At 64.8% G+C, this 26771-nt stretch carries 30 protein-coding genes and 1 other RNA gene; 17 read left to right on the top strand and 14 right to left on the bottom strand.

Annotated elements, in window-relative coordinates:
• Nucleotides 1-3: 3 nt before the first annotated feature.
• Nucleotides 4-1917 (top strand): propionyl-CoA synthetase, encoded by a 1914-nt coding sequence (locus JO965_RS22315; RefSeq protein ID WP_203441162.1) that lies wholly within the window; start codon nt 4-6, stop codon nt 1915-1917.
• Nucleotides 1918-1929: 12 nt separating this feature from the next.
• A complete protein-coding gene (locus tag JO965_RS22310; protein ID WP_203441161.1) occupies nt 1930-2139 on the top strand; it encodes a hypothetical protein in 210 nt (69 codons plus the stop codon).
• Between the two features lie 163 nt (nt 2140-2302).
• Here the strand turns inward: JO965_RS22310 and JO965_RS22305 are convergent, their stop codons facing one another.
• Both JO965_RS22305 and JO965_RS22300 read right to left on the bottom strand, forming a co-directional pair.
• Nucleotides 2303-3019, bottom strand: coding sequence for a DUF1013 domain-containing protein (locus tag JO965_RS22305; protein ID WP_203441160.1), 717 nt, complete (start codon nt 3017-3019; stop codon nt 2303-2305).
• Between the two features lie 203 nt (nt 3020-3222).
• A complete protein-coding gene (locus JO965_RS22300) occupies nt 3223-4221 on the bottom strand; it encodes an NAD(P)H-quinone oxidoreductase (protein ID WP_203441159.1) in 999 nt (332 codons plus the stop codon).
• 101 nt (nt 4222-4322) lie between these two features.
• On the opposite strand from JO965_RS22300, the gene JO965_RS22295 reads away from it, so the two are divergent.
• From JO965_RS22295 to JO965_RS22285, 3 genes are all read left to right on the top strand, one after another.
• Nucleotides 4323-4529 carry a DUF1192 domain-containing protein gene (locus JO965_RS22295; protein WP_203441158.1) on the top strand — a complete coding sequence of 69 codons (207 nt, stop codon included), beginning with the start codon at nt 4323-4325 and terminating at the stop codon, nt 4527-4529.
• 281 nt (nt 4530-4810) lie between these two features.
• Nucleotides 4811-5347: a DUF1465 family protein gene (locus tag JO965_RS22290; RefSeq protein ID WP_371826814.1), complete on the top strand. Its 537-nt coding sequence runs from the start codon at nt 4811-4813 to the stop codon at nt 5345-5347.
• A 151-nt stretch (nt 5348-5498) separates the two neighbouring features.
• On the top strand, nt 5499-5912 hold the full coding sequence (locus JO965_RS22285) for a hypothetical protein (RefSeq protein ID WP_203441156.1): 414 nt from the start codon (nt 5499-5501) through the stop codon (nt 5910-5912).
• A 385-nt stretch (nt 5913-6297) separates the two neighbouring features.
• Here JO965_RS22285 and rpmE read toward each other — a convergent pair whose 3' ends face one another.
• On the bottom strand, nt 6298-6537 hold the full coding sequence (rpmE, locus tag JO965_RS22280) for a 50S ribosomal protein L31 (protein WP_203441155.1): 240 nt from the start codon (nt 6535-6537) through the stop codon (nt 6298-6300).
• 163 nt (nt 6538-6700) lie between these two features.
• Between rpmE and JO965_RS22275 the strand changes: the two genes are divergently transcribed.
• The 3 genes from JO965_RS22275 to pip all read left to right on the top strand — a co-directional run bounded on the left by JO965_RS22275 (nt 6701) and on the right by pip (nt 9791).
• Entirely contained in the window at nt 6701-8500 is a 1800-nt protein-coding gene (locus JO965_RS22275; protein WP_203441154.1) for an ABC transporter transmembrane domain-containing protein, read from the top strand.
• Nucleotides 8501-8582: 82 nt separating this feature from the next.
• On the top strand, nt 8583-8756 hold the full coding sequence (locus JO965_RS22270) for a DUF3606 domain-containing protein (RefSeq protein ID WP_203441153.1): 174 nt from the start codon (nt 8583-8585) through the stop codon (nt 8754-8756).
• Between the two features lie 66 nt (nt 8757-8822).
• Nucleotides 8823-9791 carry a prolyl aminopeptidase gene (gene pip / locus JO965_RS22265; protein ID WP_203441152.1) on the top strand — a complete coding sequence of 323 codons (969 nt, stop codon included), beginning with the start codon at nt 8823-8825 and terminating at the stop codon, nt 9789-9791.
• On the opposite strand, the gene JO965_RS22260 is transcribed toward pip, so the two are convergent.
• From JO965_RS22260 to tkt, 10 genes are all read right to left on the bottom strand, one after another.
• A complete protein-coding gene (locus tag JO965_RS22260; protein WP_203441151.1) occupies nt 9778-10806 on the bottom strand; it encodes a peptidoglycan -binding protein in 1029 nt (342 codons plus the stop codon). The genes pip and JO965_RS22260 overlap by 14 nt on opposite strands.
• Nucleotides 10806-11771 (bottom strand): flagellar motor protein MotA, encoded by a 966-nt coding sequence (locus tag JO965_RS22255; RefSeq protein ID WP_203441150.1) that lies wholly within the window; start codon nt 11769-11771, stop codon nt 10806-10808. The genes JO965_RS22260 and JO965_RS22255 overlap by 1 nt, the downstream gene beginning before the upstream one ends.
• Before the next feature lie 104 nt (nt 11772-11875).
• A complete protein-coding gene (locus JO965_RS22250) occupies nt 11876-12670 on the bottom strand; it encodes an inositol monophosphatase family protein (protein WP_203441149.1) in 795 nt (264 codons plus the stop codon).
• A gap of 130 nt (nt 12671-12800) precedes the next feature.
• On the bottom strand, nt 12801-13700 hold the full coding sequence (locus JO965_RS22245) for a tetratricopeptide repeat protein (RefSeq protein ID WP_203441148.1): 900 nt from the start codon (nt 13698-13700) through the stop codon (nt 12801-12803).
• Nucleotides 13700-14350: a thiamine phosphate synthase gene (locus tag JO965_RS22240; protein ID WP_203441147.1), complete on the bottom strand. Its 651-nt coding sequence runs from the start codon at nt 14348-14350 to the stop codon at nt 13700-13702. Before JO965_RS22240 ends, JO965_RS22245 begins: the two co-directional genes overlap by 1 nt.
• Before the next feature lie 107 nt (nt 14351-14457).
• The gene (fba, locus tag JO965_RS22235) at nt 14458-15546 is read right to left on the bottom strand and encodes a class II fructose-bisphosphate aldolase (RefSeq protein ID WP_203441146.1); all 1089 of its coding nucleotides are present in this window, start codon (nt 15544-15546) and stop codon (nt 14458-14460) included.
• Between the two features lie 120 nt (nt 15547-15666).
• Entirely contained in the window at nt 15667-16857 is a 1191-nt protein-coding gene (gene pgk / locus JO965_RS22230) for a phosphoglycerate kinase (RefSeq protein ID WP_203441145.1), read from the bottom strand.
• Between the two features lie 13 nt (nt 16858-16870).
• On the bottom strand, nt 16871-17116 hold the full coding sequence (locus JO965_RS22225; protein ID WP_203441144.1) for a hypothetical protein: 246 nt from the start codon (nt 17114-17116) through the stop codon (nt 16871-16873).
• Between the two features lie 6 nt (nt 17117-17122).
• Entirely contained in the window at nt 17123-18130 is a 1008-nt protein-coding gene (gene gap, locus JO965_RS22220; protein WP_203441143.1) for a type I glyceraldehyde-3-phosphate dehydrogenase, read from the bottom strand.
• Between the two features lie 45 nt (nt 18131-18175).
• The gene (gene tkt / locus JO965_RS22215) at nt 18176-20110 is read right to left on the bottom strand and encodes a transketolase (protein ID WP_246776917.1); all 1935 of its coding nucleotides are present in this window, start codon (nt 20108-20110) and stop codon (nt 18176-18178) included.
• Between the two features lie 363 nt (nt 20111-20473).
• Here tkt and JO965_RS22210 point away from each other — a divergent pair, with 363 nt between their 5' ends.
• Nucleotides 20474-20770 carry a DUF4164 domain-containing protein gene (locus JO965_RS22210; RefSeq protein WP_371826813.1) on the top strand — a complete coding sequence of 99 codons (297 nt, stop codon included), beginning with the start codon at nt 20474-20476 and terminating at the stop codon, nt 20768-20770.
• Nucleotides 20771-20773: 3 nt separating this feature from the next.
• Nucleotides 20774-21142 carry a cell division protein ZapA gene (locus JO965_RS22205; RefSeq protein ID WP_203441141.1) on the top strand — a complete coding sequence of 123 codons (369 nt, stop codon included), beginning with the start codon at nt 20774-20776 and terminating at the stop codon, nt 21140-21142.
• Nucleotides 21143-21383: 241 nt separating this feature from the next.
• Here JO965_RS22205 and JO965_RS22200 read toward each other — a convergent pair whose 3' ends face one another.
• The gene (locus JO965_RS22200) at nt 21384-21668 is read right to left on the bottom strand and encodes a hypothetical protein (protein ID WP_203441140.1); all 285 of its coding nucleotides are present in this window, start codon (nt 21666-21668) and stop codon (nt 21384-21386) included.
• 176 nt (nt 21669-21844) lie between these two features.
• Here JO965_RS22200 and ssrS point away from each other — a divergent pair.
• The 7 genes from ssrS (at nt 21845) to ruvA (ending at nt 26612) form a co-directional block, all read left to right on the top strand.
• A non-coding RNA gene (ssrS, locus tag JO965_RS22195) (6S RNA) lies at nt 21845-22001 on the top strand.
• 6 nt (nt 22002-22007) lie between these two features.
• Complete coding sequence (locus tag JO965_RS22190; RefSeq protein WP_203441139.1) at nt 22008-22592, top strand: 5-formyltetrahydrofolate cyclo-ligase; 585 nt, start codon at nt 22008-22010, stop codon at nt 22590-22592.
• Between the two features lie 9 nt (nt 22593-22601).
• Entirely contained in the window at nt 22602-23423 is an 822-nt protein-coding gene (locus JO965_RS22185; protein ID WP_203441138.1) for a TIGR00282 family metallophosphoesterase, read from the top strand.
• 235 nt (nt 23424-23658) lie between these two features.
• Nucleotides 23659-24351: an exopolysaccharide biosynthesis protein gene (locus JO965_RS22180; RefSeq protein ID WP_203441137.1), complete on the top strand. Its 693-nt coding sequence runs from the start codon at nt 23659-23661 to the stop codon at nt 24349-24351.
• Nucleotides 24352-24496: 145 nt separating this feature from the next.
• A complete protein-coding gene (locus tag JO965_RS22175; protein ID WP_203441136.1) occupies nt 24497-25243 on the top strand; it encodes a YebC/PmpR family DNA-binding transcriptional regulator in 747 nt (248 codons plus the stop codon).
• Nucleotides 25244-25351: 108 nt separating this feature from the next.
• Nucleotides 25352-25855, top strand: a complete 504-nt coding sequence (ruvC, locus tag JO965_RS22170; RefSeq protein ID WP_203441135.1) for a crossover junction endodeoxyribonuclease RuvC — start codon at nt 25352-25354, stop codon at nt 25853-25855.
• A gap of 139 nt (nt 25856-25994) precedes the next feature.
• Nucleotides 25995-26612, top strand: coding sequence for a Holliday junction branch migration protein RuvA (ruvA, locus tag JO965_RS22165; protein WP_203441134.1), 618 nt, complete (start codon nt 25995-25997; stop codon nt 26610-26612).
• The last annotated feature ends 159 nt before the right edge of the window (nt 26613-26771 follow it).

Here is a 26771-nt window from a genome sequence, read left to right as displayed (position 1 = left end):
GCCATGTCATCAACCCAAAGTCGCTATCACGAGGTTTATGCCGGATGGCAATCCGATCCGGTGGGCTTCTGGGAGGAGGCCGCGCGGGAGATCGACTGGATCAAGCCGGCCGGCAAGGTGTTCGACCCGCAGGCCGGCATCTACGGCCACTGGTTCGTCGGCGCGGAATGCAACACCTGCTACAACGCCGTCGACCGGCATGTGGCGATGCGCGGCGATCAGGCCGCGATCATCTACGACAGCCCGGTCACCAACACGAAGCGCAGCATCACCTATGCCGAACTGCAGGACGAGGTGGCGACGCTCGCGGCCGTGCTGCAGGAGATGGGCGTCACGAAGGGCGACCGCGTCGTCATCTACATGCCGATGATCCCAGAGACGAGTTTCGCGATGCTGGCCTGCGCCCGCATCGGCGCGATCCATTCGGTGGTCTTCGGCGGATTCGCCGCGAAGGAGTTGGCGACGCGCATCGACGACGCCAAGCCAAAGATCGTCCTCTCCGCTTCCTGCGGCATTGAGGGCGCCCGCGTCATTCCCTACAAGCCGCTGCTCGACGAGGCGATCGCGCTCTCCGTGTCGAAGCCGGAAGCCTGCCTCGTCTTCCAGCGTCCGCAGCTCGCCTGCGATCTCAATGAAGGCCGCGACCGGGATTGGGCGAACGCGGTCGATGCGGCGAGAGCCGAGGGCCGCAAGGCCGAATGCGTGCCGGTGGCGGCGACCGATCCGCTCTACGTGCTCTACACCTCGGGCACCACCGGCGTCCCGAAGGGCGTGGTGCGCGACAACGGCGGCTACATGGTCGCGCTCAAATGGTCGATGGGCCACTTCTTCGGCGTGAAGCCGGGCGAGGTGTTCTGGGCCGCGTCCGATGTGGGCTGGGTCGTCGGCCATTCCTACATCGTCTACGGGCCGCTTCTCCATGGCTGTACCGCCATCCTCTACGAGGGCAAGCCGGTGGGCACGCCGGATGCGGGCGCCTATTGGCGTGTGATCTCGGATCATGGGGTCGTGACCCTCTTCACGGCGCCTACGGCCTTTCGCGCCATCAAGAAGGAGGACCCGAAGGCGGAACTCCTGGAAAAATATGATCTCTCCGCGTTTCGCGCCCTGTTCCTGGCCGGCGAGCGGGCCGATCCCGACACGGTCAAATGGGCCGAGGATATCCTGGGCGTACCCGTCATCGACCATTGGTGGCAGACGGAGACCGGCTGGCCCGTGGCCGGCAACCCGCTGGGACTCGGTGCGCTTCCCGTGAAGCACGGCTCTCCCACGGTGCCGATGCCGGGCTATACCCTCGACGTGCTGGACGAGGGCGGCAAACCCGTCGCTCCCAACACCATGGGCGCCATCGTCATCAAGCTGCCGCTGCCGCCCGGTGCCCTGCCGACCCTCTGGCATGCGGATCAGCGGTTCCGGGAATCCTATCTTTCAGTCTATCCCGGCTACTACAACACCTCGGACGCGGGCTATCTCGACGAGGACGGTTATATCTGGGTCATGGGCCGCACCGACGACATCATCAACGTCGCCGGGCATCGCCTCTCGACCGGCGGCATGGAGGAGGTGCTGGCCTCCCATCCGGCTGTGGCGGAATGCGCCGTCATCGGCATGAAGGACCCGCTCAAAGGTGAGGTGCCCTGCGGCTTCGTGGTGCTCAAATCCGGCATCGACCGGCTGCCCGAGGAGATCGAGGCGGAGCTCGTGGCCCTGGTGCGCGAGAAGATCGGCCCCGTGGCCGCCTTCAAGCTCGCGATCACCGTCGCCCGCCTGCCCAAGACCCGCTCGGGCAAGATTCTGCGCGGCACCATGAAGAAGATTGCCGATGGCGACGCCTGGTCGACGCCCGCGACCATCGACGATCCCATGATCCTGACCGAGATCGGGGACGTGCTGCGGGCGAGGGGACTTGTAGGGTAAAAGGGCTTACGAATGACGAAGCCGGAAGAGGACGAACAGGCCCGTTTCGAAGCTCTGCTGGCACAGGCCCTCGGAGACGATGAGAAGGCGCTGGCGCATCGGGCCGCCAAGGATCAGCGCAGCGCGGCTCGATCTGATGCCGTCGGAGCCAAGGCAAGCTTCGAGCGTAACCGCGACAGGCCGGCGAAGCCGCGCCGGCGGCAGCCGAAACGGCCGGGTTAAGTGCGCCACCATTTCGAAGCGTGGTGCAGGTCCCCTCCCTGTGGGGGAGAGGGTTCCAGCGCTTTACTCGTCTCGCGATCCCGGATCGGCTTTGCCGCCCGGGATGACATTCCATGAAAACAAAAAAGGCCCGGAGCGCTCCGGGCCTTTTTCGTGAAAAATCTTATTCCTCGTCCTCGTCGTCGCGCTTGAGCTGCTTGAGCTTGGCGAAGACCGAGTTGACGTCGATGGTCTCTTCTTCGGCCGGCTTCGGACGGCTCATGTCGGCGAAGGGGTCAACGCGCTCGGGAGCCGTGGAGATCTCCGCCGGCATGAGGGTGCCGCCATGCTCCTGGGGCTCCACGTGCGGACGGTCCTTGGCGGCGCGCTGCACCTCGAAATCGAGATCGATCTGCGAGCACAGGCCGAGCGTTACCGGGTCCATCGGCGAGAGGCTGGCCGAGTTCCAGTGGGTGCGGTCGCGGACCTGCTGGATCGTGGTCTTGGTGGTGCCCACCAGACGCATGATCTGCGCGTCCTTCAGCTCAGGATGGTTGCGCACGAGCCAGAGGATCGCGTTCGGGCGGTCGTGGCGGCGGGACACGGGGGTGTAGCGCGGTCCCTTCTTGACCCGCTTCTGCTCGGGCAGCTTCACCCGCGACTCGGCGAGCCGGAGGTGGTGGTTCGGGTCCTTCTGGGCCTTCTCAATTTCTTCACGGGTCAGCTGGCCCGTGGTCACCGGGTCGAGGCCCTTGATGCCGGCCGCGACTTCGCCGTCGGCAATGCCCTTCACCTCGAGCGGGTGGAGCTTGCAGAAATCGGCGATCTGATCGAACGACAAAGATGTATTTTCGACGAGCCAAACGGCTGTCGCCTTCGGCATCAACGGTCCCTGGGACATTAAGTGAACCTCCTTCAGGCCGGGCGCCGGACATTTCGGCGCCGCACGGCAAAACTCTCTCGCGCTCCGAACCGGCCCGGACCGGAGCATCTCGTCTCACGATGTGAGGGAAACGAGATGATTATAGGGATCGTGCCGAGATGTTGCAAATTTTAGAGCATGAGTCCCAAAAGTGGACACCACTTCGCGATCGATCCGAAGCGCTAGAGGATGAGAACGATCTTGCCGATATGCTCGCCGCCGTCCATGCGGGCATGGGCCTTGCCCACATCCTCGAAGGCAAAGCTCGAATCCATCACCGGCCGGCACCGGCCCTGCATCAGGAGCGGCCAGACCTTGTCTTCGAGCGCTTCGGCAATCTCGGCCTTTTCCGCCGGCGAGCGGGGGCGCAGGGTCGAACCCGTGTGGGTGAGCCGCTTGACCATCAGACGGCGGAAATCGACCTCGGCTTTCGGGCTCTGAAGGAAGGCGATCTGCACGATCCGGCCATCCTGCGCCGCTGCTTCGTAGTTCCGTGGAATGTAGTCGCCGCCGACCATGTCGAGGATCACGTCCGCGCCGCGGCCTCCGGTCGTTTCCTTCACGACTGCGACGAAATCCTGGCTCCGGTAGTTGATCGCCACATCCGCGCCGAGCTTCAGGCAGGCCTCGCATTTTTCTCGGCTGCCGGCCGTGGCGATGACCGTAGCGCCGAAGGCCTTGGCGAGCTGGATCGCCGTGGTGCCGATGCCGGAGGTCCCGCCATGGATCAGCAGCGTTTCGCCCGGTTGCAGGCGACCCCGGTCGAACACGTTGGTCCAGACAGTGAAATAGGTTTCCGGGATGGCGCCGGCTTCCTCGAAAGACAGGCCGGCGGGAATCGGAAGGACGTTGCTCTCGTGGACGACGGCGTAATCGGCATAGCCCCCGCCGGGCACCAAAGCCATGACCGGGTCGCCAATGGCAAACCGCGCGGCGTTGTGGCCCGTGGCCACCACCTCGCCGGCGATCTCGAGCCCGAGAATATCCGGGGCCCCGGGAGGAGGGGGATAGCCACCCTGCCGCTGGATCACGTCGGGGCGGTTCACACCCGCCACCTTCACACGCACCAGGATCTCGCCCTCTTTGGGCTTGGGAACCGGACGCTGGACGACCTTGAGAACCTCAGGCCCGCCGCTCCCCTCGGCGACCACGGCGCGCATCATGTCCGGAGTTTGCCCCATTTTTCCCTCCTTTGGTCAACAAGCTCCCGAGATATAGGCCCCGTTGGCAAGGAATACATGCCGGATTAAATTCACGATCAACAGTTGAAGAGGAGAATGCCATGGCCCTCGATCCCTTCGCCGATGAACCGCGCCAGATCATGAGCGGGCACGAGATCGGCCAGGATCTCTCGATGCTCTCCATCGACGAGCTCGACGAGCGCGTCGAAATGCTGGAGCAGGAGATCGCCCGCCTCAAGGAGGCGAGGGCCAGAAAGGAAAACTCCCGCGCTGCCGCGAGCGCTTTCTTCAAGCTCAGCCAGGGTTGAGGTTATTGTAACGAGGAAACGTCCTTAACGGCGCGTTAACCATTCTCGGATAGGAATCGGGCATCCAGGTCTCTCCCTGGATGCCGAGTGGCTCTGAAGCCCACTCTGTTCGACGCTTCCCTGTTAGACTTGAAGAGCCGCTCCGAGCGGCTCGATTTTTATGCGATCTCGCGTTTAACCTTAAGAAGAGGTTACCGAGGCAAGTCCGATCGGACCGTCCTATAATCATCCCAACAGTTCAAAACCTCCGACAATTTCAGGCGGAGGACAGGTTTTGGGAGATGTGCGTGAACGAATCCGACGTGATCCAGCTCGACGTCGATCCTGTCCGGTTCGGGCAGAGCTTCGTGGGTTCCGAGGCCTTCAGAGCCCTCTTCCAGGAGGGCATGGAGCTCATCGAGGAAACCGCCGCCTATCTCGATGGTCCGGGCCGCGAGGAATCCCGCAACCTGCCGCGCCAGGAAAGCCTCGTCTATGCCAGCGAGAGCATGCGGCTCACCACCCGCCTGATGCAGGTCGCCTCCTGGCTCCTGCTGCAGCGCGCCGTGGCGGAAGGGGAAATCTCCTCCGATCAGGCCCAGTTGGAGAAGAACCGCGTCCGCCTGAACTCGCACGACACCGCGACGACCATCACCGAATACGAGGCACTTCCCGCCCGCCTGCGGGAGTTAATGGGCCTCGCGACCCGGCTCCACGCCCGGATCCTCCATCTCGAACGCCTTATCGCCGAGGCGGGTGAGGCCCCTCGGCCCTCCGCTCCCAACCCGGTTGCGACCCAGCTCGGCATGCTGCAACGGGCTTTTGGAGTGGCGGAGTAAGGATTCTCGTTCGGACTGTCTCCAGGTCTGTACGTCTGATACCGTGTCTCGTTGATCGAAACTCATGTGCCTAGTCGCGGAGGGCGAAACCTAATGCCTGCGGATGCGGCCATGCTATAGTGCTCCAGCCCCATTAGCGTGGGAGGATTAAATGGCAGCCAACAGGCACGCGTCGTACGCTGGGGCTGGATGCCATGCACCGGTAGGCGCAGGATTACGGTTACCCGACATTACCCTCGCCGCCGTTCTCGCCAGCGCGGTACTCATTGCCCCGAGCCCCGTCGAGAGCCACGATATTTACGTCGGCGTCTATACCAGGCAGGGGGTGCCGTGCTGCGACGAAAGCGATTGCGTAGCCGCCCCATTCCGGGTCACACCGGACGGTGTCGAGATGCTCGTGCGGGGTGTCTGGATCAGTGTTCCGCGCTGGTACATTCAGTACCGTGCCCTGCCGGGGGACACGACGCCTCACAGAAGTCACTGGTGCGGCGCGCTTCACCTCGTGCCAACTAATGGCGTGAACACGATGACCCGTTGCGCGATTTTGCCGCCGCATGCCTTGTAGGCACCCGCAGAGATCGCGAACAAGCTCGCGCAGGAGCTTGCGGGGCGATGTCGTGAGCACCTGGGGACGGCGGGACAAGTAAGGACAGGGACCCGCCAAGTCTGCGCCACACTCAAAAGAGTCAACCCTTCGGAGACTTGGTATGACACATCATTACTGAGGTGCAGGCGCTATTTCCCTCCCCCTTGTGGGAGGGACCAAGGGGGCCGGCGCTGAACTGGACCAGCGTGGCGCTCATACCCCCACCTCCAACTCCTCCCCACAAGGGGGAGGAGGGTTCCTGGCGCTTCATGAGGGCTGTGAAAATCCCACCGCCAAAGAAAAAGCCCCGCCGAAGCGGGGCTTTTTGTATTCTGGTTCAAAGTATCCAGCGCGAGACGCCGGTTTACTTCTTGCCGCCGAGGCCCAGGTTGCCGAACTTCGAGTTGAAGCGCGACAGACGGCCGCCGCGGTCGAGCAGCTGCTGCGTACCGCCGGTCCAGGCCGGGTGGGTGTTCGGGTCGATGTCGAGGTTGAGGGTGTCGCCCTCTTTGCCGTAGGTCGAGCGGGTGGTGTACTCGGTGCCGTTGGTCATGACCACTTTGATGAAGTGGTAATCGGGATGTTCGGTTTCTTTGCGCGCCATTGCCATAGTCCTTCTTGCGGCCAGCCGGATCTGGTCAGCCCGCAATGTTGAGATCGAGCCTGAATTGATGAATGCGCGCCTATACCTCACTTAAGACCTTGAAACAAGCCGGGGCAAAGGTGCTAAACCGCCCGGTATCCCGATTCCGGAAAACGAAGGTGTCATGGCCGATCATTCCCAGGGGCAGAACCGCCCCAAGGCTGCGCTCAGCGCCTTAAAGCCGCTCATTCCCTACGGCCTGGCTTACAAGGGACGGATCGCGGCGGCGCTGGTGGCCCTGGCGATGGCGTCCGCGGCCACGCTCGTCGTGCCCGTCGCCGTGCGCCGGGTCATCGATTTCGGCTTCTCGGAGCAGGGACGGGCCTACATCAACGCCTATTTCGTCCTCCTGATCGTGGTGGTGGGTGTCCTCGCCCTGGCCAGTGCCCTTCGTTACTATTGCGTTATCACGCTCGGCGAGCGGGTGGTGGCGGACTTACGCTCCGCCGTGTTCCGGCACCTGACCTCCCTCGACCCGGCCTTTTTCGATCAGACCAAGAGCGGCGAAATCGTCTCGCGGCTCACGGCCGACACCACGCAGGTCAAGTCGGCCTTCGGGGTCAGCATCTCGATCGCGCTGCGGAATCTCTTTCTTTTTCTTGGCGCGACGGTGCTCATGATCATTACGAGCCCGAAGCTCTCGGCGCTCGTACTCCTCGCCATTCCAGTCATTGTCCTGCCCCTGGTGTTTTCCGGCCGGGCCGTGCGGCGGCGTTCGCGGGCAGCGCAGGATCGCCTCGCCGATGCCTCGGCCTATGCGGCGGAGGCCATCGGCGCGGTGCGGACCATGCAGGCCTTCGGCATGGAAAGCTTCACCGCCTCCCGCTTCACCGCTGCAGCCGAGGAAGCTTTCGGCGCAGCCAGGCTCTCCACCACCATGCGAGCCTTCCTGACAGGCGCGGGCATCTTCCTGGTCTCGGCCAGCGTGGTCGGCGTGCTCTGGTACGGCGCGCAGGACGTGCTCGCGGGAGAGATGACGGGCGGGCGCCTGTCACAGTTCGTGCTCTATGCGGTCTTTGCCGCAAGCTCGCTCGGCCAGCTCTCCGAAGTCTATGGCGAACTGGCCCAGGCGGCGGGTGCGGCCGAGCGCCTCGGCGAGATCCTGGCGGCGAAGCCCGCTATCGAGCGGCCCCGCAACCCCAAGCCGCTGCCCAATCCGCCGCTTGGCACCGTAGCCTTCCAGGATGTGCATTTTGCCTATCCGACCCGCTCCGAACAGAGAGCCCTGCACGGCCTGAGCCTGACCGTTTCCTCCGGCGAACGGGTCGCTATCGTCGGCCCTTCCGGCGCCGGCAAGAGCACGATCCTGCAGCTGCTCCTGCGCTTCTACGATCCGCAGGGCGGCACCATCTGGGTCGATGGCGTGCCGGTCACCGAGGCCGATCCCTTCACCTTGCGCGCCCGCATGGCCCTGGTGCCGCAGGAGCCGACTATCTTTGCAGCATCCGTGCTCGACAACATCCGCTACGGCCGCCCGGAGGCCAGCGAAGAGGATGTCCGGCGCGCCGCCGAGCTCGCCTCCGCCGACGGCTTCATTCAGGCCCTGCCGGAGGGCTATTGGACCATGATAGGAGAGCGTGGCGTGACCCTGTCCGGCGGCCAACGGCAGCGCTTGGCCATTGCCCGCGCCATCCTGAAGGACGCCCCGATCCTGCTGCTCGACGAGGCGACCTCAGCGCTGGACGCTGAGAGCGAGCGCAAAGTCCAGACCGCCCTCGACCGGCTGATGGAGGGGCGCACCACCCTGGTCATCGCCCACCGCCTCGCCACCGTGCGCTCCGCCGACCGCATCCTGGTCATGGACAAGGGTGTGATCGTTGAGGAGGGCACGCACGAGTCGCTCCTTGCCGCGGGCGGCCTCTATGCCCGCCTGGCCCGGCTCCAGTTCACGAGCGCGACGGGCCATATCGAGGCGGCGGAGTAGCGCGCCCAGAGGACCCATGTTTGCCATGCTTTCGTGAGAGACAGGACCGGCATGAGCGATTCGTCCGGCTGGGAGGAGGCGCATGGTGGTCAGCAGGAGACATCCCCAGGACTCGCCCCGCATCAACATCCTTGAGCCGTGGGATCTCCAGTACTGGTCGGACCGCTGGAACGTCCCGCGCCGGCAGGTGGTCGAAACCATCCGCCGCGTCGGCGACCAAGTCCACGACGTCGCGCAGGCTTTGGGCAAGAGGTAGGCGGAGACCTGCCGCCTCGCTTTCAGCCGGACCTAGCGTGGCAATCCGGGCATGATAAACAGGCTCATGCCCGACCTTTACCCACCCCTTGAGCCCTACGATTCCGGCATGCTCGACGTGGGCGACGGGCATCGCGTCTATTGGGAGACCTGCGGCAATCCTGCCGGAAAGCCCGCCCTCGTTCTCCATGGCGGTCCCGGTTCCGGCTGCACCGTGAATGCGCGGCGTTATTTTGGTCCGAGCGCCTATCGCATCGTGCTGTTCGATCAGCGCGGGAGCGGGCGGAGCACGCCGCACGCCAGCGCTCCGGACATCGATCTCTCCACGAACACGACGGTGCATCTGCTGGCCGATATCGAGCGCCTGCGGCGGCATCTCGGAATCGAACGATGGCTGGTGCTCGGCGGATCCTGGGGCTCGACCCTGGCGCTCGCTTACGCCGAGCGGCATCCCGCGCGCGTGATTGAAATGGTGCTGTTCAGCATCGCCACCACCACGGCATCGGAAATCGAGTGGATCACCCGCGGCGTCGGCGCCTTCTTTCCCGAGGCATGGCAGCTTTTTCGGGCAGGCGTCCCGGAGGCGGATCGGGAGGGGAGCCTCGTCGAGGCCTATCACCGTCTCCTCATGGACCCGGATCCCGCCATCCACGAGAAGGCCGCGCGGGACTGGTGCGACTGGGAAATGGCCATCGTCGCGGTGCATCCCGACCACAAGCCCCATCCCCGATATGACGATCCTGCCTTCCGGCTGGGCTTCGCGCGGCTCGTCACCCATTACTGGCGGCACAGGGCTTGGCTCGAAGACGACGCCCTGGTTCGGAATGCGAGCCGTCTTGCCGGCATTCCCGGTATCCTGATCCACGGCCGCCTCGATATCGGCGGCCCGCTCGTCACGCCCTGGACGCTTCAGCAGAATTGGCCGGGCAGCGAGCTGATCGTCGTCGGCGCGGCCGGGCACGATGCGCGCGATCCCGGCATGACGGAGAGCATCGTCGCAGCAACCGATCGTTTCGCGCGCCTCACCGTTCCGTGAGTTTCAGCTCGATGCGCCGGTTGCGGCCAAAGGCTTCTTCCGTGGTGCCGTTGTCGAGGGGCTGGAACTCGCCGAAGCCGGCGGCGACGAGGTGTTGGGGCTGGACGCCACGGGCGATCAGCGCCTGCACCACGGCGATGGCGCGGGCAGAGGACAGGGCCCAGTTTGACGGAAATTGCGCCGTGTTGATGGGGCGCTGATCGGTGTGGCCATCGACGCGAATCACCCAGGGGATATCCGGCGGAACCTGGCGCTCCAGCTCGACCAGGGCCGAGGCGATGCGGTCGATCTCACCAGAAGCCTCCGGGCGCAGAGTCGCCTGGCCTGCCGGGAAGAGCACCTCGGACTGGAACACGAAGCGGTCACCGACGATGCGCACATCGGGGCGATTACCGAGGATCTGCCTGAGGCGCCCGAAAAAGTCCGACCGGTAGCGGGCGAGTTCCTGCACGCGCTGGGCCAAGGCCACGTTGAGGCGGCTGCCGAGATCGGCGATGCGGGCCTGGCTCTCCTTGTCCCGGTTCTCTGACGCCGAGAGCGCCTCCTCCAACGCCGCGAGCTGGCGGCGCATGGCGGCGATCTGCTGGTTGAGGATCTCGACCTGGCTCAGAGCCCGGCCAGTGGCCTGGCGCTCGGTTTCGAGCTGCGTGCCCAGCTCCTGCGCCTGGACCTGCGCCGCGCCGCCGCTGTCGAGAAGGCTCTGCAGGCGCGCCCGCTCGGCCTCGTTGGCGCGCAGCGTCGTCTGGAGAGAAGCAATCGTATCTTCGACACTGCGCCGGTTCGAGCGCTCCAGGGAGAGGAGATCGGTGAGTTCGGAGATCTGGCGGTTCAGCCGGTCGAGCACCGTGTCGCGGCCCGACAATTCGCGGGACAGGAAGAACTGCCCGACCGTGAAGACCGAAATCAGGAAGATGATGGCGAGCAGCAGCGTCGACAGGGCGTCCACGAAGCCGGGCCAGTAATTGATCTGCCCCCCGCGTCCGCGCCGACGTCCTCCCGCGCTCGAGACCGGCATCAGGGCAGCCTTTCACGGGAGAGGCGGTCGAGGACCTGCTTCAACTCCTTCTCACGGGCGGCCTGGGCCTCGACCCAGTCGCGGATCATCTGCTGCTCCGCCCGCATGTGCTGCACAAGGCCCTGGACGCCCTCGGCAAGGTTCGCCATGGCCTGGGTCGCCGCCCGCCCGCCCGCGCCATCATTGACGGCGGCAGTGAGCCGGTTCAGGGCCACCGTCAGATCGTGCGAGGTGGCTCCAGGGCGCAGGGCAGCATCGGTAGGCGTATCCATGGTCGAGGTGGCGAGCCAGTCCTCCAGCTCCGTATAGAAGCGGCTCTGGGCCTGGCCGGCCTGAAGGTCGAGGAAGCCGAGGACGAGGGAGCCCGCCAAGCCGAAGAGCGAGGCCGAGAAGGACAGGCCCATGCCCTGCAGAGGGCCGGCGAGCGAGTTCTTCAGCTCGTCGAAGAGAACGGCGGTATCCTGGCCGGTGCGGAGCGAGGCGATGATGCGCCCGACCGAGCCCACCGTGTCAATCAGGCCCCAGAAGGTGCCGAGAAGGCCTAAGAAAACCAGGAGGCCGGCGAGATAGCGCACGATCTCCCGGCTCTCATCGAGGCGCGCGCCGATGGAGTCGAGGACCGAGCGGGTTGCCGCGACGGAAAATCCGGATTGGCCGGGGCGGTTGCCGAGAAGAGCGGCCAATGGCGCCAGCAGGACCGGCGGGGAGGGGGCGACCAGCCCTTCTTCGGTCTGCCGGAGGGTGTTGACCCATCGCACCTCTGGAAACAGGCGCCAGACCTGCCGAATCGCGAGCACGATGCCGATGAACATCACGCCCAGAATCAGGGCGTTGAGGCCGGGATTGGCCTGGAAGGCTTCCCAGATCTGCCGGTAGAGGATGAAGGCGACAAACCCCGCCAGAACCAGGAAGACCGCCATGCGGATCAGATATATCCGCGGTGGGGTAAGGGGTTGGTCCGCCATCGTTATCCTGTGCATTCGTGCTTCGGGGCTGCACCAATGTGACCGCGCCCGTCCGAAGGATCAAGCGCGACCATGGTCCCCTTCGACGGGCACGAACAGAAATATCAGGCCTTGGCTTTCTTCAGGAGCTTGAGCAGCTCGCGGTGCATGATCTCGTTGCCGCAGGCGATCGTCCCCTTGGCGAGCGGGTCACTGCCGCCGTCGGCATCCGAGACGAAGCCGCCCGCTTCGCGGATCATCAGGATGCCGGCGGCGATATCCCAGGAATTGAGGCCCCGCTCCCAATAGGCGTCGAAGCGTCCGCAGGCCACATAGGCGAGATCGAGGGAGGCCGCGCCCCAGCGGCGCATGCCGCCCACATAGGCCATGACGGCGGCTGCCTCGCGCAGGTACAGACCGTGATCGCCCTTGCCGATATGGGGCAGGCCGTTGGCCACCACCGCGTCGGCGAGATCGCTGCGGGCGGCCACGCGGATGCGGCGATTGTTGAGATAGGCGCCTTTGCCGCGCTCGGCGATGAAGAGTTCGTCCTTGGCCGGATCGTAGATCACGCCGGCGACGATCTGGCCGTCGCGCTCCAGGCCGACGGAAATCGCGAATTGCGGCAGGCCATGCAGGAAGTTGGTGGTGCCGTCGAGCGGGTCGATATGCCAGCGATGGCTTGGATCGGTGCCCTCGACGACGCCTTGCTCTTCCATGACGAAGCCATAGCCGGGACGGGCCTTTTCGAGCGCCTCGCGCAGGATCTTCTCCGCCTTGCGGTCGGCGGCGGACACGAAATCGCCCGGGCCCTTGCGGGAGACCTGCAGGTTCTCGACCTCACCGAAATCGCGCTTCAGCGAGCGCGAGGCCTTCATCACGGCATCGGTCATGACGGTCATGAGGGGCGAACGGATCATCGGGCAGGTCCTGGCAAAGAGCGGTTTTCAAAGAGACGTGTGGTCGATGGACCACGCGAAGGTTGGCGTCAAGCGGTGGATCAACCGAGCAACCGTGCGAATGATCCTATGTTTGCAGTATTTAGCGCGCTCAGCGCATCCCCAAGCGTTCCGCCGCCAGCTTTTCGACGCGCTTGCGGTCCTCGGCGCTCAGGTCTTTGAGCGCGTCGTCGAGCCAGGGATCGGCCAGACCCTGTGCCGCCGCCAGGATATGCCAGGCGGCCGCATCGATCTTGTTGGCAGGCACGCCGCGGCCGGCGACCAGGAGGCGGGCGAGGCGGTTCTGGGCGATGGCGTTGCCCTTGGCGGCGGCGCGGCGGAAATAGCGCGCCGCCTGGGACTCACTGGCCGGTACCCCGTCCCCGTTGAAGAGCAGGATCGCGTATTCCACCTCGCCGATCGAGCTGCCGTTGCGGGCCGCGCGCTCGAACAGGCGGGCGGCCTCCTGCGCATTCTGGGTGACGCCCCGGCCCTTGAGATAGAGCACGCCGAGCGCATGCTGCGCGTCCGGGATTTCCGCTGCCGCGGCCTTCTTCAACAGCTCGACGGCCTTCTGCAGATCCGCATCGTTGCCGCTGGTCAGCAGCAGCAGGGCGAGGTTGTGGGAGGCCAGGGGGCTGCCCTTCGCGGCGGCCTGTTCGAGCCAGGCCCGGCCCTGCGCCGGGTTCTTGGCCATGCCGCGTCCGTCGAGAGCCATGAGACCGAGCGAGGCCAATGCATTGGCGTCGCCGCGCTGCGCCGCGAGACGATACCACTCGGACGCCTTCTTCGGGTCCATCGTGATGCCGAGGCCCTGATTGTAGAGCTCCCCTAAGAGGGTCATGGCGGCGGCATCGTTGCTGTTCTTTTCCAGCCGCAGGTTCGCCTCGCGGAAGGCCGTCTGGTAGAGGCCGCGCTGATAGGCGCCATAGGCGAGATCGGGTTCCGCCGCATGACTTGACGTCGCGGCTGCCACGAGAAGAGCGCCGCCGATGATCCAGGGGAGCCGCATCAGCGCGATGCCTCCTGCCGCTCCAGGATCTCCGCTGCGGCCTTCACGGCGGCGGTGGGGCCGTCCGCATGATTCCAGACTGCATCGCCAAGCGCGACGAATTCCGCATTCGTGGCGGCCAGGGTCTCGACCGCATCGAGGCTCGGGGCATAGGCGACGCAGGGCGTCTCGAAGATCTCGGCCCACCAGGAGGCCCGCTCCACCACGCTCTCCAGGGGGGGGAGGGAACCGTCGGGACGCGGCTCGCCGAAGAGCAGATAATCGACCCCGGCTTCCCCTAAGGTCATGGCGTCATCCTTGGTGCGGATCGCGCCGACGCCGATGGCGCGCTCTGACTTCAGCCGATCGCGCAGCTCGCGCACGCGGGTCGGATCGGCCGGAATATGAACGCCGTCCGCGCCGCCCCGGGCAGCGACGTTTGCGAGATCAGCCTTGCCCTCGGCTGCAACGATCACGGCTGCCCCATGCTCCTGCGCGGCGGGGGCCAGGGTCTTCACCAGATTGATGAGACTTCGCTCATCAGCAGGCGCCAGTCGCAGCAGGACGGCCGCAACAGTGCCTGTCCCGCAGGCTTGCGCGAGACGCGGCGCGAAGGAGGCATCCTCCAGGACGGGAGTGATGAGATAGAGGCGGGCAGCAGTATCGGCCATGGGGCTTTAAGGTCACGAAAAAGGACAGACAGCGTTCCCATAACGAAAACGGGGCCATCTTGCGAGGCCCCGCTTGTCGATCATGATTAAGGCGAAAGCCCGGCCGATTACTCCGCCGCCTGACGGCTCGAAGCAATGGTCGGGTCGAGCTCGCCGGAGGCGTAGCGCTTGGCCATCTCGGCCAGCGTGAAGACGCGCTTGATCTTCGAGGCCTGGCCGGCGGTGTTGAATTCCTGCAGGCGCTGCTTGCAGAGCTTCGTCATCGCCTCCATGGCAGGCTTCAGATATTTGCGCGGATCGAACTCGCCCGGGTTCTCGGTCAGAATCTTGCGGATCTGGCCGGTCATCGCCATGCGGTTGTCGGTGTCGATGTTGATCTTGCGCACGCCGTGCTTGATGCCGCGCTGGATCTCTTCCACCGGCACGCCCCAGGTCGGCTTCATCTGGCCGCCATACTGGTTGATGATGTCCTGCAGGTCCTGCGGCACCGAGGAGGAGCCGTGCATCACGAGGTGGGTGTTCGGGAGCTTCTTGTGAATCTCCTCGATCACATTCATCGCGAGGATCGCGCCGTCCGGCTTGCGGGTGAACTTGTAGGCGCCGTGCGACGTGCCCATGGCGATGGCGAGCGCGTCGACCTTGGTCTCGGCCACGAACTTCACCGCCTCGTCGGGATTCGTCAGCAGCTGGTCGTGCGAGAGCTGGCCCTCGGCGCCGTGGCCGTCCTCGGCCTCGCCCGTGCCGCTCTCCAGCGAGCCGAGCACGCCGAGCTCGCCTTCCACCGAGATGCCGCCGAGATGGGCCATCTCGACCACCTTCTTGGTCACGCCGACATTGTAGTCCCAGTCACCCGGGGTCTTGCCGTCGGCCTTGAGCGAGCCGTCCATCATCACCGAGGTGAAGCCGGCCTGGATTGCGGTCATGCAGGTGGCGGGCTCGTTGCCGTGATCGAGATGCACGCAGACCGGGATATGCGGATAGATCTCGGTCACTGCATCCATCATGTGCTTGAGCATGACGTCGTTGGCGTAGGAGCGCGCACCGCGGCTCGCCTGGATGATCACCGGCGCATCGACCTCGTTGGCCGCCGCCATGATCGCGAGCGCCTGCTCCATGTTGTTGATGTTGAAGGCAGGCACGCCATAGCCTTGCTCGGCTGCGTGATCCAGAAGCTGCCTCATGGTGATGCGTGCCATTTCGTCCTCCTTATTGGGCGGCTGTTTTAAGCGCGCCGAAACTGAACCTGAGCTTAAGCGAGCCGCGAACCGCGTTACTCTTGCGAGGGAGGGTTAATTCCCTTGCCCGAGAGCGATCGTTCAGGCCCTCAGCGCGTCCACGCCGGGCAGCGACTTGCCTTCGAGCCATTCGAGGAAAGCGCCGCCTGCCGTCGATACATAGGTAAAGTCGTCCGCAACGCCAGCGTGGTTGAGGGCCGCGACCGTATCGCCGCCGCCGGCGACGGAGACGAGCTTGCCTTCCCTGGTGCGCTGGGCCGCATGGCGGGCCGCCGCGACCGTGCCCTGGTCGAAGGGCGCGATCTCGAAGGCGCCGAGCGGGCCGTTCCAGACGAGCGTCGCGGCGTCGTTGATCGCAGACGAGATACGCTCGACCGATTGCGAGCCAACATCCAGGATCATCTGATCCTCGGGGATCGCATCGATACCATAGGTGTGGTTGTGGGCGCCCGCCTTGAACTCGTAGGCGCAGACGCCGTCGACGGGCAGGATGATGGCGCAGTTCGACTGGCGTGCCTTGTCGATGATGCGCATGGCGGTCGCCGCCAGATCCTTCTCGGCCAGCGATTTGCCGATACCGAGGCCCGTCGCGTGCACGAAGGTGTTGGCCATGCCGCCGCCGATGACGAGGGCATCGACCTTGGTGACGAGGTTTTCGAGCAGGTCGATCTTGGTCGAGACCTTGGCGCCGCCGACGATGGCGACGACCGGACGCTTGGGCGCTTCGAGACCCTTGGTCAGGGCGTCGAGTTCCGCCTGCATGGTGCGGCCGGCATAAGCGGGCAGCACGCGGGCGAGACCCTCTGTCGAGGCATGAGCGCGATGCGCCGCCGAGAACGCGTCGTTGACATAAAGATCGCCGAGCTTCGCCAGATCCTGCACGAAGGCCGGATCGTTCTTCTCCTCGCCCGCATGGAAGCGGGTGTTCTCGAGGAGCAGGACTTCGCCTTCCCTCAGAGAGCCGACAGCCTTCGTTGCGGCCTCGCCGATGCAGTCATCGGCGAAGGCCACTTGCTTGTGGAGATGCTTCGAGACCGCTTCCGCGACGGGCTTCAGGGATTCCTTCGGGTCGCGTCCCTTCGGGCGCCCGAAATGGGCGAGAAGGATCACCTTTCCGCCCTTGTCCGCGATCTCCCGGATGGTGGGAAGCACGCGCTCGATGCGCGTCGCGTCCGTGATCCGGCCATTCTCCATCGGGACATTGAGGTCCACCCGGACGAGAACGCGTTTTCCCTTGACCTCTGCCTGGTCGAGCGTGCGGAAGGCGGTCATGCTTTGAAAAACCTCATCTCATATCCCCCTCGACGGCGATCACAAAAGCAAAGGCCATTATGGTGCAGATGCCCCATGTGACGAGGGTTGCAGCAAGGATAACGCCGAGGAGCCGCCAGCCGCTTGGAAGCCGGTAGAGACGGCTTTTCGTCTCGGCGAGCGATCCCTCGATCAGTCCCAAGCGCATCTCGATCGAGGCCATGGAGGTCTTGATCTCCTCCATGGTGCTCTCGAGTTTCGCGATGCGCTCGTCCGACATTGAAGCTTAGATGAGCTTCGCCATGGCGACGGCGGTGTCCGCCATGCGGTTCGAGAAGCCCCATTCGTTGTCGTACCAGGACAGCACGCGCACGAAGTTGCCTTCCATCACCTTGGTCTGATCCAGGTGGAACACGGAGGAGTGCGGATCGTGGTTGAAGTCCGAGGAGACGTTCGGCTGGTCCGTGGTGCCTAGGATGCCCTTCAGCTCCTGCTCGGCCGCGCGCTTGATCGCCGCGTTGATCTCCTCCTTCGTCGTCGCCTTCTTGGCGACGAACTTGAAGTCGACCACGGAGACGTTCGGGGTCGGCACGCGGATCGACGAGCCGTCGAGCTTGCCGTTGAGGTCGGGCAGGACGAGGCCCACTGCCTTGGCGGCGCCGGTCGAGGTCGGGATCATGTTCAGGGCCGCCGCGCGGGCGCGGTAGAGGTCCTTGTGCATCTGATCCAGCGTCGGCTGGTCGTTCGTGTACGAGTGGATCGTCGTCATGAAGCCCTTCTCGATGCCGACCGCGTCATGAAGCACCTTCGCCACCGGAGCGAGGCAGTTCGTGGTGCAGGAAGCGTTCGAGATGACGACGTGATCCTTCGTCAGCTTGTCGTGGTTGACGCCGTAGACGACCGTGAGATCGGCGCCTTCGGCCGGAGCCGAGATAATGACGCGCTTGGCGCCGGCGGTGAGGTGGGCCGAGGCCTTCTCCTTCGAGGTGAAGATGCCGGTGCATTCCATGGCGATGTCGACGCCGAGTTCGCGGTGCGGCAGGGCTGCCGGATCCTTGATCGCCGTCACGCGGATCTTCTTGCCGTTGATGACGAGGAACTCGCCGTCGACCGCAACCTCGGCCGGGAAGCGACCATGGACGGAATCGAAGCGGAGCAGGTGGGCATTCGTCTCGACAGGGCCGAGATCGTTGATGGCAACCACCTCGATGTCCTTGCGGCCGCTCTCCACGATGGCGCGGAGGATGTTGCGTCCGATGCGACCGAACCCGTTGATCGCGACCTTCACCGTCATAGTCTTAGCTCCCTTGTGTAACGAGGCTTAAACGTTTCTCGTGCCTCAGAGATTGTGTGTCCGAAGAACCTTTTCAGCCACGGCTTCGGCCGTGATGCCGAAGTGCTTGTAAAGGTCCTTGTAGGGCGCGCTCGCCCCAAACCCATGCATGCCCACGAAAATACCGTCGGGGCCGATGACCGAATCCCAGCCGAACCGCACGGCCGCCTCGACGGCCACCTTGACCGGCGCATCGCCGATGATCTGCTGGCGGACCTTCTCGGGCTGAGCCAGGAAGAGGTCGAGCGAAGGCACCGACACGACGCGAACCGGGAAGCTCTGCTCTTCCAGCAGCTTCTGGGCCGCGAGCGCGATCTCGACCTCGGAGCCCGACGCGAAGATGGTCGCGCGGGCTTTGCCGCTGGCGGGGGAGAGCTCGTAGGCACCCGTGGCCGAGAGGTTTTTCGCGCCGCCCTCTTTCCGAACCTGCGGCAGGTTCTGGCGGGTGAGCGCGAGCGTCGACGGGCCGTCGGTGCGCTCAAGAGCTAGCTGCCAGGCTTCCGCCGTCTCGATGGCGTCCGCCGGGCGGAACACACGCATCTTCGGCATGGAGCGAAGGGCGGCCAGATGCTCCACCGGCTGGTGGGTCGGACCGTCCTCGCCGAGACCGATCGAGTCGTGGGTCATCACGTAGATCGCCGGGATGCCGGCAAGCGCCGCGATGCGCATGGCGGGACGGGCATAGTCCGTGAAGACCAGGAAGGTCGCGCCAGCCGGCACGTAGCCGCCATGCAGCGCGATGCCGTTCATGGCGGCCGCCATGCCGTGCTCGCGGATGCCGTAATGGATGTAGCGGCCGGCATAGTTGCCGGGCGAGATCGCGGTCAGGTTCTTGGTCTTGGTGTTGTTGGAAGGCGTCAGGTCGGCCGAGCCCAGCACCAGCTCAGGCACGGCCTCGGTGATGACCTCGAGCGCGATCTCGCTGGCTTTACGGGTGGCGACATTCTGCGGCTCGGCGACGAGCTTGTCCTTCAGCTTGGCGACCGCATCTGCCAGCCCCTGCGGACGCACGCCCTTCACGCGACGCTCGAACTCGGCGCGCTTCTCAGGCGCAAGCGCCTTCAGGCGATCTTCCCAGGCCTTGCGCAGGCGACGGCCCTTCTTACCGGCCTTCGCCCAGGCGTCGCGGATATTGTCCGGAATCTCGAAGGGCGCGTGGTTCCAGCGGAGCGCCGCCTTGGCGCCTGCGAGCTCTTCGGCGCCGAGCGGCTCGCCATGGGCCTTGGAGGTGCCGGCCTTCTTCGGAGCACCGTAGCCGATGGTCGTCTTGCAGGCGATCAGGGTCGGCTTGTCCGACTTCTGGGCGCGGGAAATGGCGCGCTGGATCGCCTGCGGGTCGTGGCCGTCGACGCGCACCGCATTCCAGCCGCAGGCCTGGAAGCGCTTCACCTGATCGACCGAGTCGGAGAGCGACAGGGGACCGTCGATGGAGATGCCGTTGTCGTCGAACAGTACGATCATCCGGTTGAGTTTCAGGTGGCCGGCAAGCGCGATGGCCTCGTGGCTGATGCCTTCCATCAGGTCGCCGTCGGAGGCGAGCACATAGGTGTAATGGTTGACGAGATCGTCGCCGTACTCGGCGTTCAGCATGCGCTCGGCGAGCGCGAAGCCCACGGCGGTGGCGATGCCCTGGCCGAGCGGACCGGTGGTGGTCTCGACACCCGGCGTCATGAAGTTCTCAGGATGGCCCGGGGTCTTCGAGTCGAGCTTGCGGAAGTTCTTCAGCTCGTCGATGGTCATGCCCTTCACACCCGTCAGGTGCAGGAGCGAGTAGAGCAGCATCGAGCCGTGACCGGCCGAGAGAATGAACCGGTCGCGGTCAGGCCAGGTCGGGTCGGCGGTGTCGTATTTCAGGAACTTGGTGAACAGCACCGTTGCCATGTCGGCGGCGCCCATGGGCAGGCCCGGATGGCCGGATTTGGCTTGTTCGACGGCGTCCATGGCGAGGACGCGCACGGCGTTCGCCAGATCGGAATGGGTGACGCGATCGGCGGAGACGGTATCTTGCACGGCGAGATCCACAAGTCTTGAGGGCCCCGCAACGGGGCGGTCTGTCTGGAAAAGGCGTGGGCTCCTTAACACGCGACAGGGGCGAGTCAAAGGCTTCACGGGGTCAAATCCCCTTACGAAGCGTTGTTTGGCGCAGCCTGCGCGTTCGGGTATTTATCGTATTTTTGGCGGTGAACCGGTGTCCACTGCGCCGGGAAATGCTGGGCATCGATCCCTAAGCGGCGCATCGTGTAGCCCGGAAAACCGGATCCACTTTTCCGCACGATGCGCTAGTGTATCGGCGATTCAGGAGGCATGATGGCGCCGACACTCGAGGAAGCAATGAAGCGGCTCGACATGGCCTTGGGGCTTCTCGAGGCATCGGTCTCCCGTCGCCTGGAGGCCGAGAAGCGGCGCGGCGCCCTGGAAACCGAGCTCCAGCTCATGCAGGACGATCGGGCCCGCCTTGCCGTGGAGCTCGATGGTGCGCTCACCCGCCTCCACCGCTTCGAGGCCGCGACCGACGATGTCGGCCGGAGGGTCCGCCAGGCCATCGGTGCCGTCCAGACGGTGCTCGCCCAGGCCGGCCAGCTCGAGCCGGAGGGGGGCTAGGCCATGCCTCAGGTGATGGTGACGATTGCCGGACAGACATACCGCATGGCCTGCGCCGAGGGTGAGGAGGGGCATCTCGAGGGCTTGGCTGCGTCCTACGATGCGCGGATCGAGGACATGCGCGGCTCCTTCGGCGAGATCGGCGACCTACGCCTTCACGTGATGGCGGCCATCGCTCAAGCCGACGAGCTGCATGAGACGAAAAGGCGGGTCGCTGCCCTGGAAGCGGAAGTGGCGGCTCTGAACAGCATCAACGCCACCCGGGATGAGCGCCTGGAGCGGATTGAGGCCAGGCTCGCCGAGGGCGTCCAGATGGCAGCCGAGCGGATCGAGGAATTGGCGCGCAGCCTGAACGCGGCAGGGCAGGGTTAGCGTGCCCCGTGTCGTCCCGGATTCGATTCGGGAACCGGCGCCCGCCTTTCCGCTCGAACAAGCGCCATCCTGCACCTAGCCGCCATCAATCCCTCCATCGTCACGGCCGGCCTTGTGCCGGCCATCCCGACTAGAAGAGCGCTGCGCTCAAATCCATCGAGATCACCGGCACAAGGCCGGTGATGACAAAGAGGGTATCGGCTCTCGATGAATCGGCCTCTCGGGATCGAAGGATCGCCAGTCAGGCCTGATGGGACAGGCGGTATTGACGCTGTCGGAGCTTGGCCAAAAGCTCCACATAGGGCTCCCGCCGCTCGTGATGGGCCGCCCTGATCCGGCGCTTGACGTGGTCTTTCAGCCTCGGGTCCGAGCTGCTCCTTTCGGCCCGCTCCAGTTCCACTTCATACTCGAAATCGATGTTGCCGAGCATGTGCAGCACTTCTCGCATCATGGCGTCGATGCTGGGAGAATCGGTGCCGTCTCTGCGCCGGAATTCGGCGTCTTTGTTCTGTTTCAGATGGGCCATGATTCCTCCTCCCTGGTGGATGGCACATCCCCCACACGGCCATTTGACGGAGCTTCGGCAGCCACGGCCATTCCGTAATATTACGGATGTGCCGGCATCCCTGGCGGCGCGAAAGATCTCAGCCCGTCCTCACTTTTCCCCTTTCAACCGGCCCCTATCCTCCCTACATAGAGAAGGCGGGGCTGCGGGGCGCGTTAGGAGTTCATATTCCCCGGGGCCTTATCGATCCTGAAGGGAGCTGTCCCTGACCCGGTCCGTGGACTGGGACACACGGCGCCCACCTACTTTGTAGGTTCCCGGGATCGCTTCTCCGACGGTTTCTGTGGCTCCGCACCTTCTATGCAATCTCCTCCCTCTCCCGAACTGAAAGAGCGCCAGCGCCGCGAGATGATCGCGCGTCGCGACGCGCTGGCTGACGATTTCCGCGAGCAGGCCTCCGACCGAATTATTGGACGTGCGCTCGACCTTCCCGAACTGAACGGCATCACCCCCGTCGGGGCCTATTGGCCGATCCGCAGCGAGGTCGATCCGCGCCTTCTCATGGAAGAGTTGGTCGCGCGCGGGCAGGACGTCGCCCTCTCCCAGATCCTCCATCCCCATTTGAGCTGGCGCCTATGGCAGCCCGGCGACGTGCTGGTCAAAGGCGGCTTCGGCGTGCGCGAGCCCGGCCCCGATGCGCCGCAGATCTTTCCCAAGGCGCTGATCGTGCCGCTCGTCGCCTTCGACCGCCGGGGAGGGCGCATCGGCTACGGCAAGGGGCATTTCGACCGGGCCATCGCGGCGCTGGAAACACAGCATCCGGTCTTGACCGTCGGCTTGGCTTATGCGGTTCAGGAGATCGACGAAGTGCCGGTCGAGCCCCATGACCGGCTCCTCGACGTTATCATCACCGAAGCCGAACTCATTCGGACGACATCCGCTTAAGGATCCATCATGCGTCTTCTCTTCCTCGGCGACATCGTCGGGCGGCCCGGCCGCAATGCGGTGATCGAGCGTCTTCCGGCCTTGCGCGATCGCTGGCAGCTCGACTGCGTGGTCATCAATGGCGAGAACTCCGCCGGTGGCTTCGGCATCACCGAGGCGATCTGTGACGAGATCCTCGCGGCTGGAGCCGATGCCATCACGCTCGGCAACCATTCCTGGGATCAGCGCGAGACGCTAGTCTTCATCGAGCGCCAGCCGAGGCTGCTTCGTCCCGTGAACTACCCGCCCGGAACGCCGGGACGCGGCGCCAACCTCATCGATACCCGCTCCGGCCACCGGGTGCTCGTCGTCAACGTCATGGGCCGCCTCTACATGGACGCGCTCGACGATCCTTTTGCCGCCGTCGACCGGGAACTCGAAACCTGCCCGCTCGGTCAGGTCGCCGATGCGATCATCGTCGATGTGCATGCCGAGGCAACGAGCGAGAAAGAGGCCATGGGCTACTATCTCGACGGGCGGACGAGCCTCGTCGTCGGCACCCATACCCATGTGCCCACCGCCGACCATAGGGTTCTGCCGGGCGGCACGGCCTATATGTCGGATGCCGGCATGTGCGGCGACTACGATTCCGTGCTCGGCATGCAGAAGGAGGAGGCGATCCGCCGCTTCCTTCAGAAGACGCCGGGCGCCCGCCTGGAACCGGGCCTCGGCGAAGGCACGATTTCCGGCATCGCCATCGAGACCGACGATCGCACGGGTCTCGCCAAGCGGGTGGCAGCCGTGAGGCTCGGGCCTCACCTGGAGGAAACCTGGCCTCGCTTCTGGGATTGACCTCGGCTTCTTCCCTCCCCCTTGCGGGGAGGGATCAAGGGTGGGGGTCGCAAAGTCAGAGCGCCGCACGCTATTCAGGTTTCTCAACGTAAATACAGCGCCTCGCTGGTCTCGTCCTTCATCCAGCTGAACCACCCCCACCCCTTCCTCTCCCCGCAAGGGGGAAGGGATCATGGTGCCGCTCCCTTGGCGCGGAGCGGAACCGTTCCCATCTCTCCCGTCACGGAGGAAACCGGTGGACGCGGATACTGAGACGGCAAGACCGAAGAAGGGCATTTATCACCAGGAAAGCGAGTTCCATCGGGCGCACGCGCACCAAAGCGCCTCCGCGGTCCTGCGCGCCGTGATCGACGAGGCCAAGGGCGAGGCGATCTCCATTCGAGAGATCATCGAGGCCTTCGGCGAGCGCGCTTTCGGCTTCGTGCTGATTCTGTTTTCCCTGCCGAACTGCGTGCCGGCCCCGCCGGGCATCGCCGGTATCGTCGGCACTCCGGTGCTGATCTTCGGTATCCAGATGATGCTGGGTCACACGCGGCCCTGGCTGCCCGGCTTCATCCTGCGGCGCACCGTCTCGACCGCGAAGTTCAAGCGCCTCATCGACATTGCGGAGCCGAAGCTCCAGAAGCTCGAGAGCTTCTGCAGGCCCCGCCTGCTGCCGCTTTTCGGCCCCCTGGGAGATCGGGCGGTTGGGTTCTTCGCCTTCCTGGTGGCGATTTCGGTCCTGATCCCGTTCCCTGGAACCAACTTCCCGCCGTCGATCGCGCTGGTCATCGCCTCCATCGCCATCATGGAGGAGGACGGCTATCTCCTGATCGTCGGCTACCTCATCGGTCTGGCGGGCCTTGCCTATACGGTCACGGTGCTGGGCGCCTCCTATCACCTCATCCTGGCGGCCATTCACAACCTGCCGTCCTGGTTCGGGTTTTAGGAAGCGGCAGGTATTTTCCCGATCTCGTGGAAGGGGCTTTGCCTGAAGCCCTTCGCCGCCTTATAAGCCTGCCATCGTCAACTTCTCTGGCCTGATGGGCGCTTGAACCACAAGCCGCTCTCGGCCGAACTTTCCGGAGGCCCCGATGGCCGGACATTCACAGTTCAAGAACATCATGCACCGCAAGGGCAAGGTCGACGCGGTGCGATCCAAGGTGTTTTCCAAGCTCGCCCGCGAAATCACCGTCGCGGCCAAGATGGGCATGCCCGATCCCAACATGAATCCGCGCCTGCGCGCCGCGATCCTCGCCGCCCGCGCCGAGAACATGCCCAAGGACAACATCCAGCGCGCCATCAACAAGGCCTCCGGCGGCGACGCGGAGAACTACGACGAGATCCGCTATGAGGGCTACGGCCCCGGTGGTGCCGCCATCATCGTCGAGGCCATGACCGACAACCGCAACCGCACAGCCTCCGATATCCGCTCCTACTTCACCAAGAGCGGCGGCAACCTCGCCGAGACCGGCGCCGTGTCCTTCATGTTCGACCGGGTGGGCTATATCGAGCTCGGTCCCGATGTCGCGGACGCCGATGCGATGCTGGAGGCGGCCATCGATGCCGGCGCGGACGACGTGGTTTCCTCCGAGAATGGCCACGAAATCTATTGCGACCAGGGCTCGCTGAACGAGGTGACCAAGGCGCTCGAGGACAAGTTCGGCGAGCCGAAGGCCTCCAAGCTCGTCTGGAAGCCCCAGACCCCGGTCGCCGTCGACGACGAGACCGGCGAGAAGCTCATGAAGCTGATGGAGTCTCTCGAGGAGCACGACGACGTCCAGAGCGTCTACGGCAATTTCGAGCTCTCCGAAGCTCTCATGCAGAAGATGGCCGGGTAATTTTGGCTGTGCGTCATGCCCGGGCATGTCCCGGGCATCCACGTCTTCTTAACCGTTGATGGCGTGGATGACCGGATCAAGTGCGGTCATGGCGGTGGAGAACATTCTTTGAGCGAACGCGTCCGAATCCTCGGCCTCGATCCCGGCCTGCGCAACACCGGCTGGGGCGTCATCACTGTCGAGGGGACGAAGCTCTCTTTCGTCGCCTGCGGGGTCGTGACCTCGGACGGCGACCTTGAGCTGGCGCTACGCCTCAAGCAGCTCCATGACCGGCTGACGGAGGTGATCCGGACCTGGACGCCCGATGAGGTGTCCGTGGAAGAGACCTTCGTCAACAAGGACGCCCAGGCAACCCTCAAGCTCGGCCAGGCCCGCGCCATGTCCCTGCTGGTTCCTGCCCTTCATGGCCTGCCGGTGGCGGAATATGGCGCCAATCAGGTCAAGAAAACCGTGGTGGGTGTCGGCCATGCCGACAAGGATCAGGTCCAGGCCATGGTGAAGATCCTGCTGCCCAAGGCCGACTTCAAGAAAGCCGACGCGGCCGATGCGCTTGCCATCGCCATCGCCCACGCCCACCACCGCAAGGCCCGCGCTTTGGCGGCGAGCTTTTAGGGTGTTACAACGCAACGACTGTCATTCCGGGGCGGCGAAGCCGAGCCCGGAATCCATAACCACCGGCATCGCAGGATCGAGTGCCGTCGGTGGTTATGGATCCCCGCCTTCGCGGGGATGACACAGGAGGGATGAGAACGTGATCGGCAAACTCAAAGGGACGGTCGATTCCTATGGCGAGGATTTCGTGATCCTCGACGTGCATGGGGTCGGCTATGTGGTCCATTGCTCCTCCCGTACCCTCCAGAACCTGCCACCCACCGGCGAGGCGGCGACCCTGTCCATCGAGACCCATGTGCGCGAGGACATGATCCGCCTGTTCGGCTTCCGCTCGGATTCGGAGCGTGAGTGGTTCCGCCTGCTCCAGTCGGTCCAGGGCGTGGGCTCCAAGGTGGCGCTCGGCATCCTCTCGGTGCTCGATCCCGGCAGCCTCGCCACGGCCATCGCCACGAGTGACAAGGCCTCCGTCGCCCGCGGGCCCGGCGTCGGCCCCAAGCTCGCCCAGCGCATCGTCTCCGAGCTCAAGGACAAGGCCCCGGCCTTTGCCGCAATCGACCCGGCCCTCATCCGCCTCACTGGCGCGGTCGAGGACAAGAGCGCGCCTGCCCCCGTGGCGGACGCCATCTCGGCACTGGTCAATCTCGGCTATCCGCAGGTCCAGGCCTCTGCCGCCGTCGCCGCCGCCATGAAGCAGGCCGGCGACGAGGCCGAGGCCAAGACGCTGATCCGGTTGGGATTGAGAGAGTTGGCGCGATAACCCGCTGTCATCCCCGGCGAGCCGGAGGCGAGGGAAGGGGATCCATTCACATGAGCGGCGCTATGGATTCCCTTCCTCTCCGCTACGCTCTGGCCGAGAATGACAAAGACCTGATCGCCCCATGGGCGTTCCTGTTTTGATCTTGTTAAGAATGGCGTA

This window comes from Microvirga sp. VF16 (assembly GCF_016864375.1).
GTDB lineage: Bacteria > Pseudomonadota > Alphaproteobacteria > Rhizobiales > Beijerinckiaceae > Microvirga.
Note: the sequence above shows the minus strand (reverse complement) of the source record. Positions and strands in the feature narration are given on the sequence as shown.

Coding starts and splice junctions, on each gene's coding strand:
- JO965_RS22315 (WP_203441162.1), top strand. CDS start 4: ATGTCATCAACCCAAAGTCGCTATCACGAGGTTTATGCCGGATGGCAA.
- JO965_RS22310 (WP_203441161.1), top strand. CDS start 1,930: ATGACGAAGCCGGAAGAGGACGAACAGGCCCGTTTCGAAGCTCTGCTG.
- JO965_RS22305 (WP_203441160.1), bottom strand. CDS start 3,019: ATGTCCCAGGGACCGTTGATGCCGAAGGCGACAGCCGTTTGGCTCGTC.
- JO965_RS22300 (WP_203441159.1), bottom strand. CDS start 4,221: ATGGGGCAAACTCCGGACATGATGCGCGCCGTGGTCGCCGAGGGGAGC.
- JO965_RS22295 (WP_203441158.1), top strand. CDS start 4,323: ATGGCCCTCGATCCCTTCGCCGATGAACCGCGCCAGATCATGAGCGGG.
- JO965_RS22290 (WP_371826814.1), top strand. CDS start 4,811: ATGTGCGTGAACGAATCCGACGTGATCCAGCTCGACGTCGATCCTGTC.
- JO965_RS22285 (WP_203441156.1), top strand. CDS start 5,499: ATGGCAGCCAACAGGCACGCGTCGTACGCTGGGGCTGGATGCCATGCA.
- rpmE (WP_203441155.1), bottom strand. CDS start 6,537: ATGGCGCGCAAAGAAACCGAACATCCCGATTACCACTTCATCAAAGTG.
- JO965_RS22275 (WP_203441154.1), top strand. CDS start 6,701: ATGGCCGATCATTCCCAGGGGCAGAACCGCCCCAAGGCTGCGCTCAGC.
- JO965_RS22270 (WP_203441153.1), top strand. CDS start 8,583: ATGGTGGTCAGCAGGAGACATCCCCAGGACTCGCCCCGCATCAACATC.
- pip (WP_203441152.1), top strand. CDS start 8,823: ATGCCCGACCTTTACCCACCCCTTGAGCCCTACGATTCCGGCATGCTC.
- JO965_RS22260 (WP_203441151.1), bottom strand. CDS start 10,806: ATGCCGGTCTCGAGCGCGGGAGGACGTCGGCGCGGACGCGGGGGGCAG.
- JO965_RS22255 (WP_203441150.1), bottom strand. CDS start 11,771: ATGGCGGACCAACCCCTTACCCCACCGCGGATATATCTGATCCGCATG.
- JO965_RS22250 (WP_203441149.1), bottom strand. CDS start 12,670: ATGATCCGTTCGCCCCTCATGACCGTCATGACCGATGCCGTGATGAAG.
- JO965_RS22245 (WP_203441148.1), bottom strand. CDS start 13,700: ATGCGGCTCCCCTGGATCATCGGCGGCGCTCTTCTCGTGGCAGCCGCG.
- JO965_RS22240 (WP_203441147.1), bottom strand. CDS start 14,350: ATGGCCGATACTGCTGCCCGCCTCTATCTCATCACTCCCGTCCTGGAG.
- fba (WP_203441146.1), bottom strand. CDS start 15,546: ATGGCACGCATCACCATGAGGCAGCTTCTGGATCACGCAGCCGAGCAA.
- pgk (WP_203441145.1), bottom strand. CDS start 16,857: ATGACCGCCTTCCGCACGCTCGACCAGGCAGAGGTCAAGGGAAAACGC.
- JO965_RS22225 (WP_203441144.1), bottom strand. CDS start 17,116: ATGTCGGACGAGCGCATCGCGAAACTCGAGAGCACCATGGAGGAGATC.
- gap (WP_203441143.1), bottom strand. CDS start 18,130: ATGACGGTGAAGGTCGCGATCAACGGGTTCGGTCGCATCGGACGCAAC.
- tkt (WP_246776917.1), bottom strand. CDS start 20,110: ATGGACGCCGTCGAACAAGCCAAATCCGGCCATCCGGGCCTGCCCATG.
- JO965_RS22210 (WP_371826813.1), top strand. CDS start 20,474: ATGATGGCGCCGACACTCGAGGAAGCAATGAAGCGGCTCGACATGGCC.
- JO965_RS22205 (WP_203441141.1), top strand. CDS start 20,774: ATGCCTCAGGTGATGGTGACGATTGCCGGACAGACATACCGCATGGCC.
- JO965_RS22200 (WP_203441140.1), bottom strand. CDS start 21,668: ATGGCCCATCTGAAACAGAACAAAGACGCCGAATTCCGGCGCAGAGAC.
- JO965_RS22190 (WP_203441139.1), top strand. CDS start 22,008: ATGCAATCTCCTCCCTCTCCCGAACTGAAAGAGCGCCAGCGCCGCGAG.
- JO965_RS22185 (WP_203441138.1), top strand. CDS start 22,602: ATGCGTCTTCTCTTCCTCGGCGACATCGTCGGGCGGCCCGGCCGCAAT.
- JO965_RS22175 (WP_203441136.1), top strand. CDS start 24,497: ATGGCCGGACATTCACAGTTCAAGAACATCATGCACCGCAAGGGCAAG.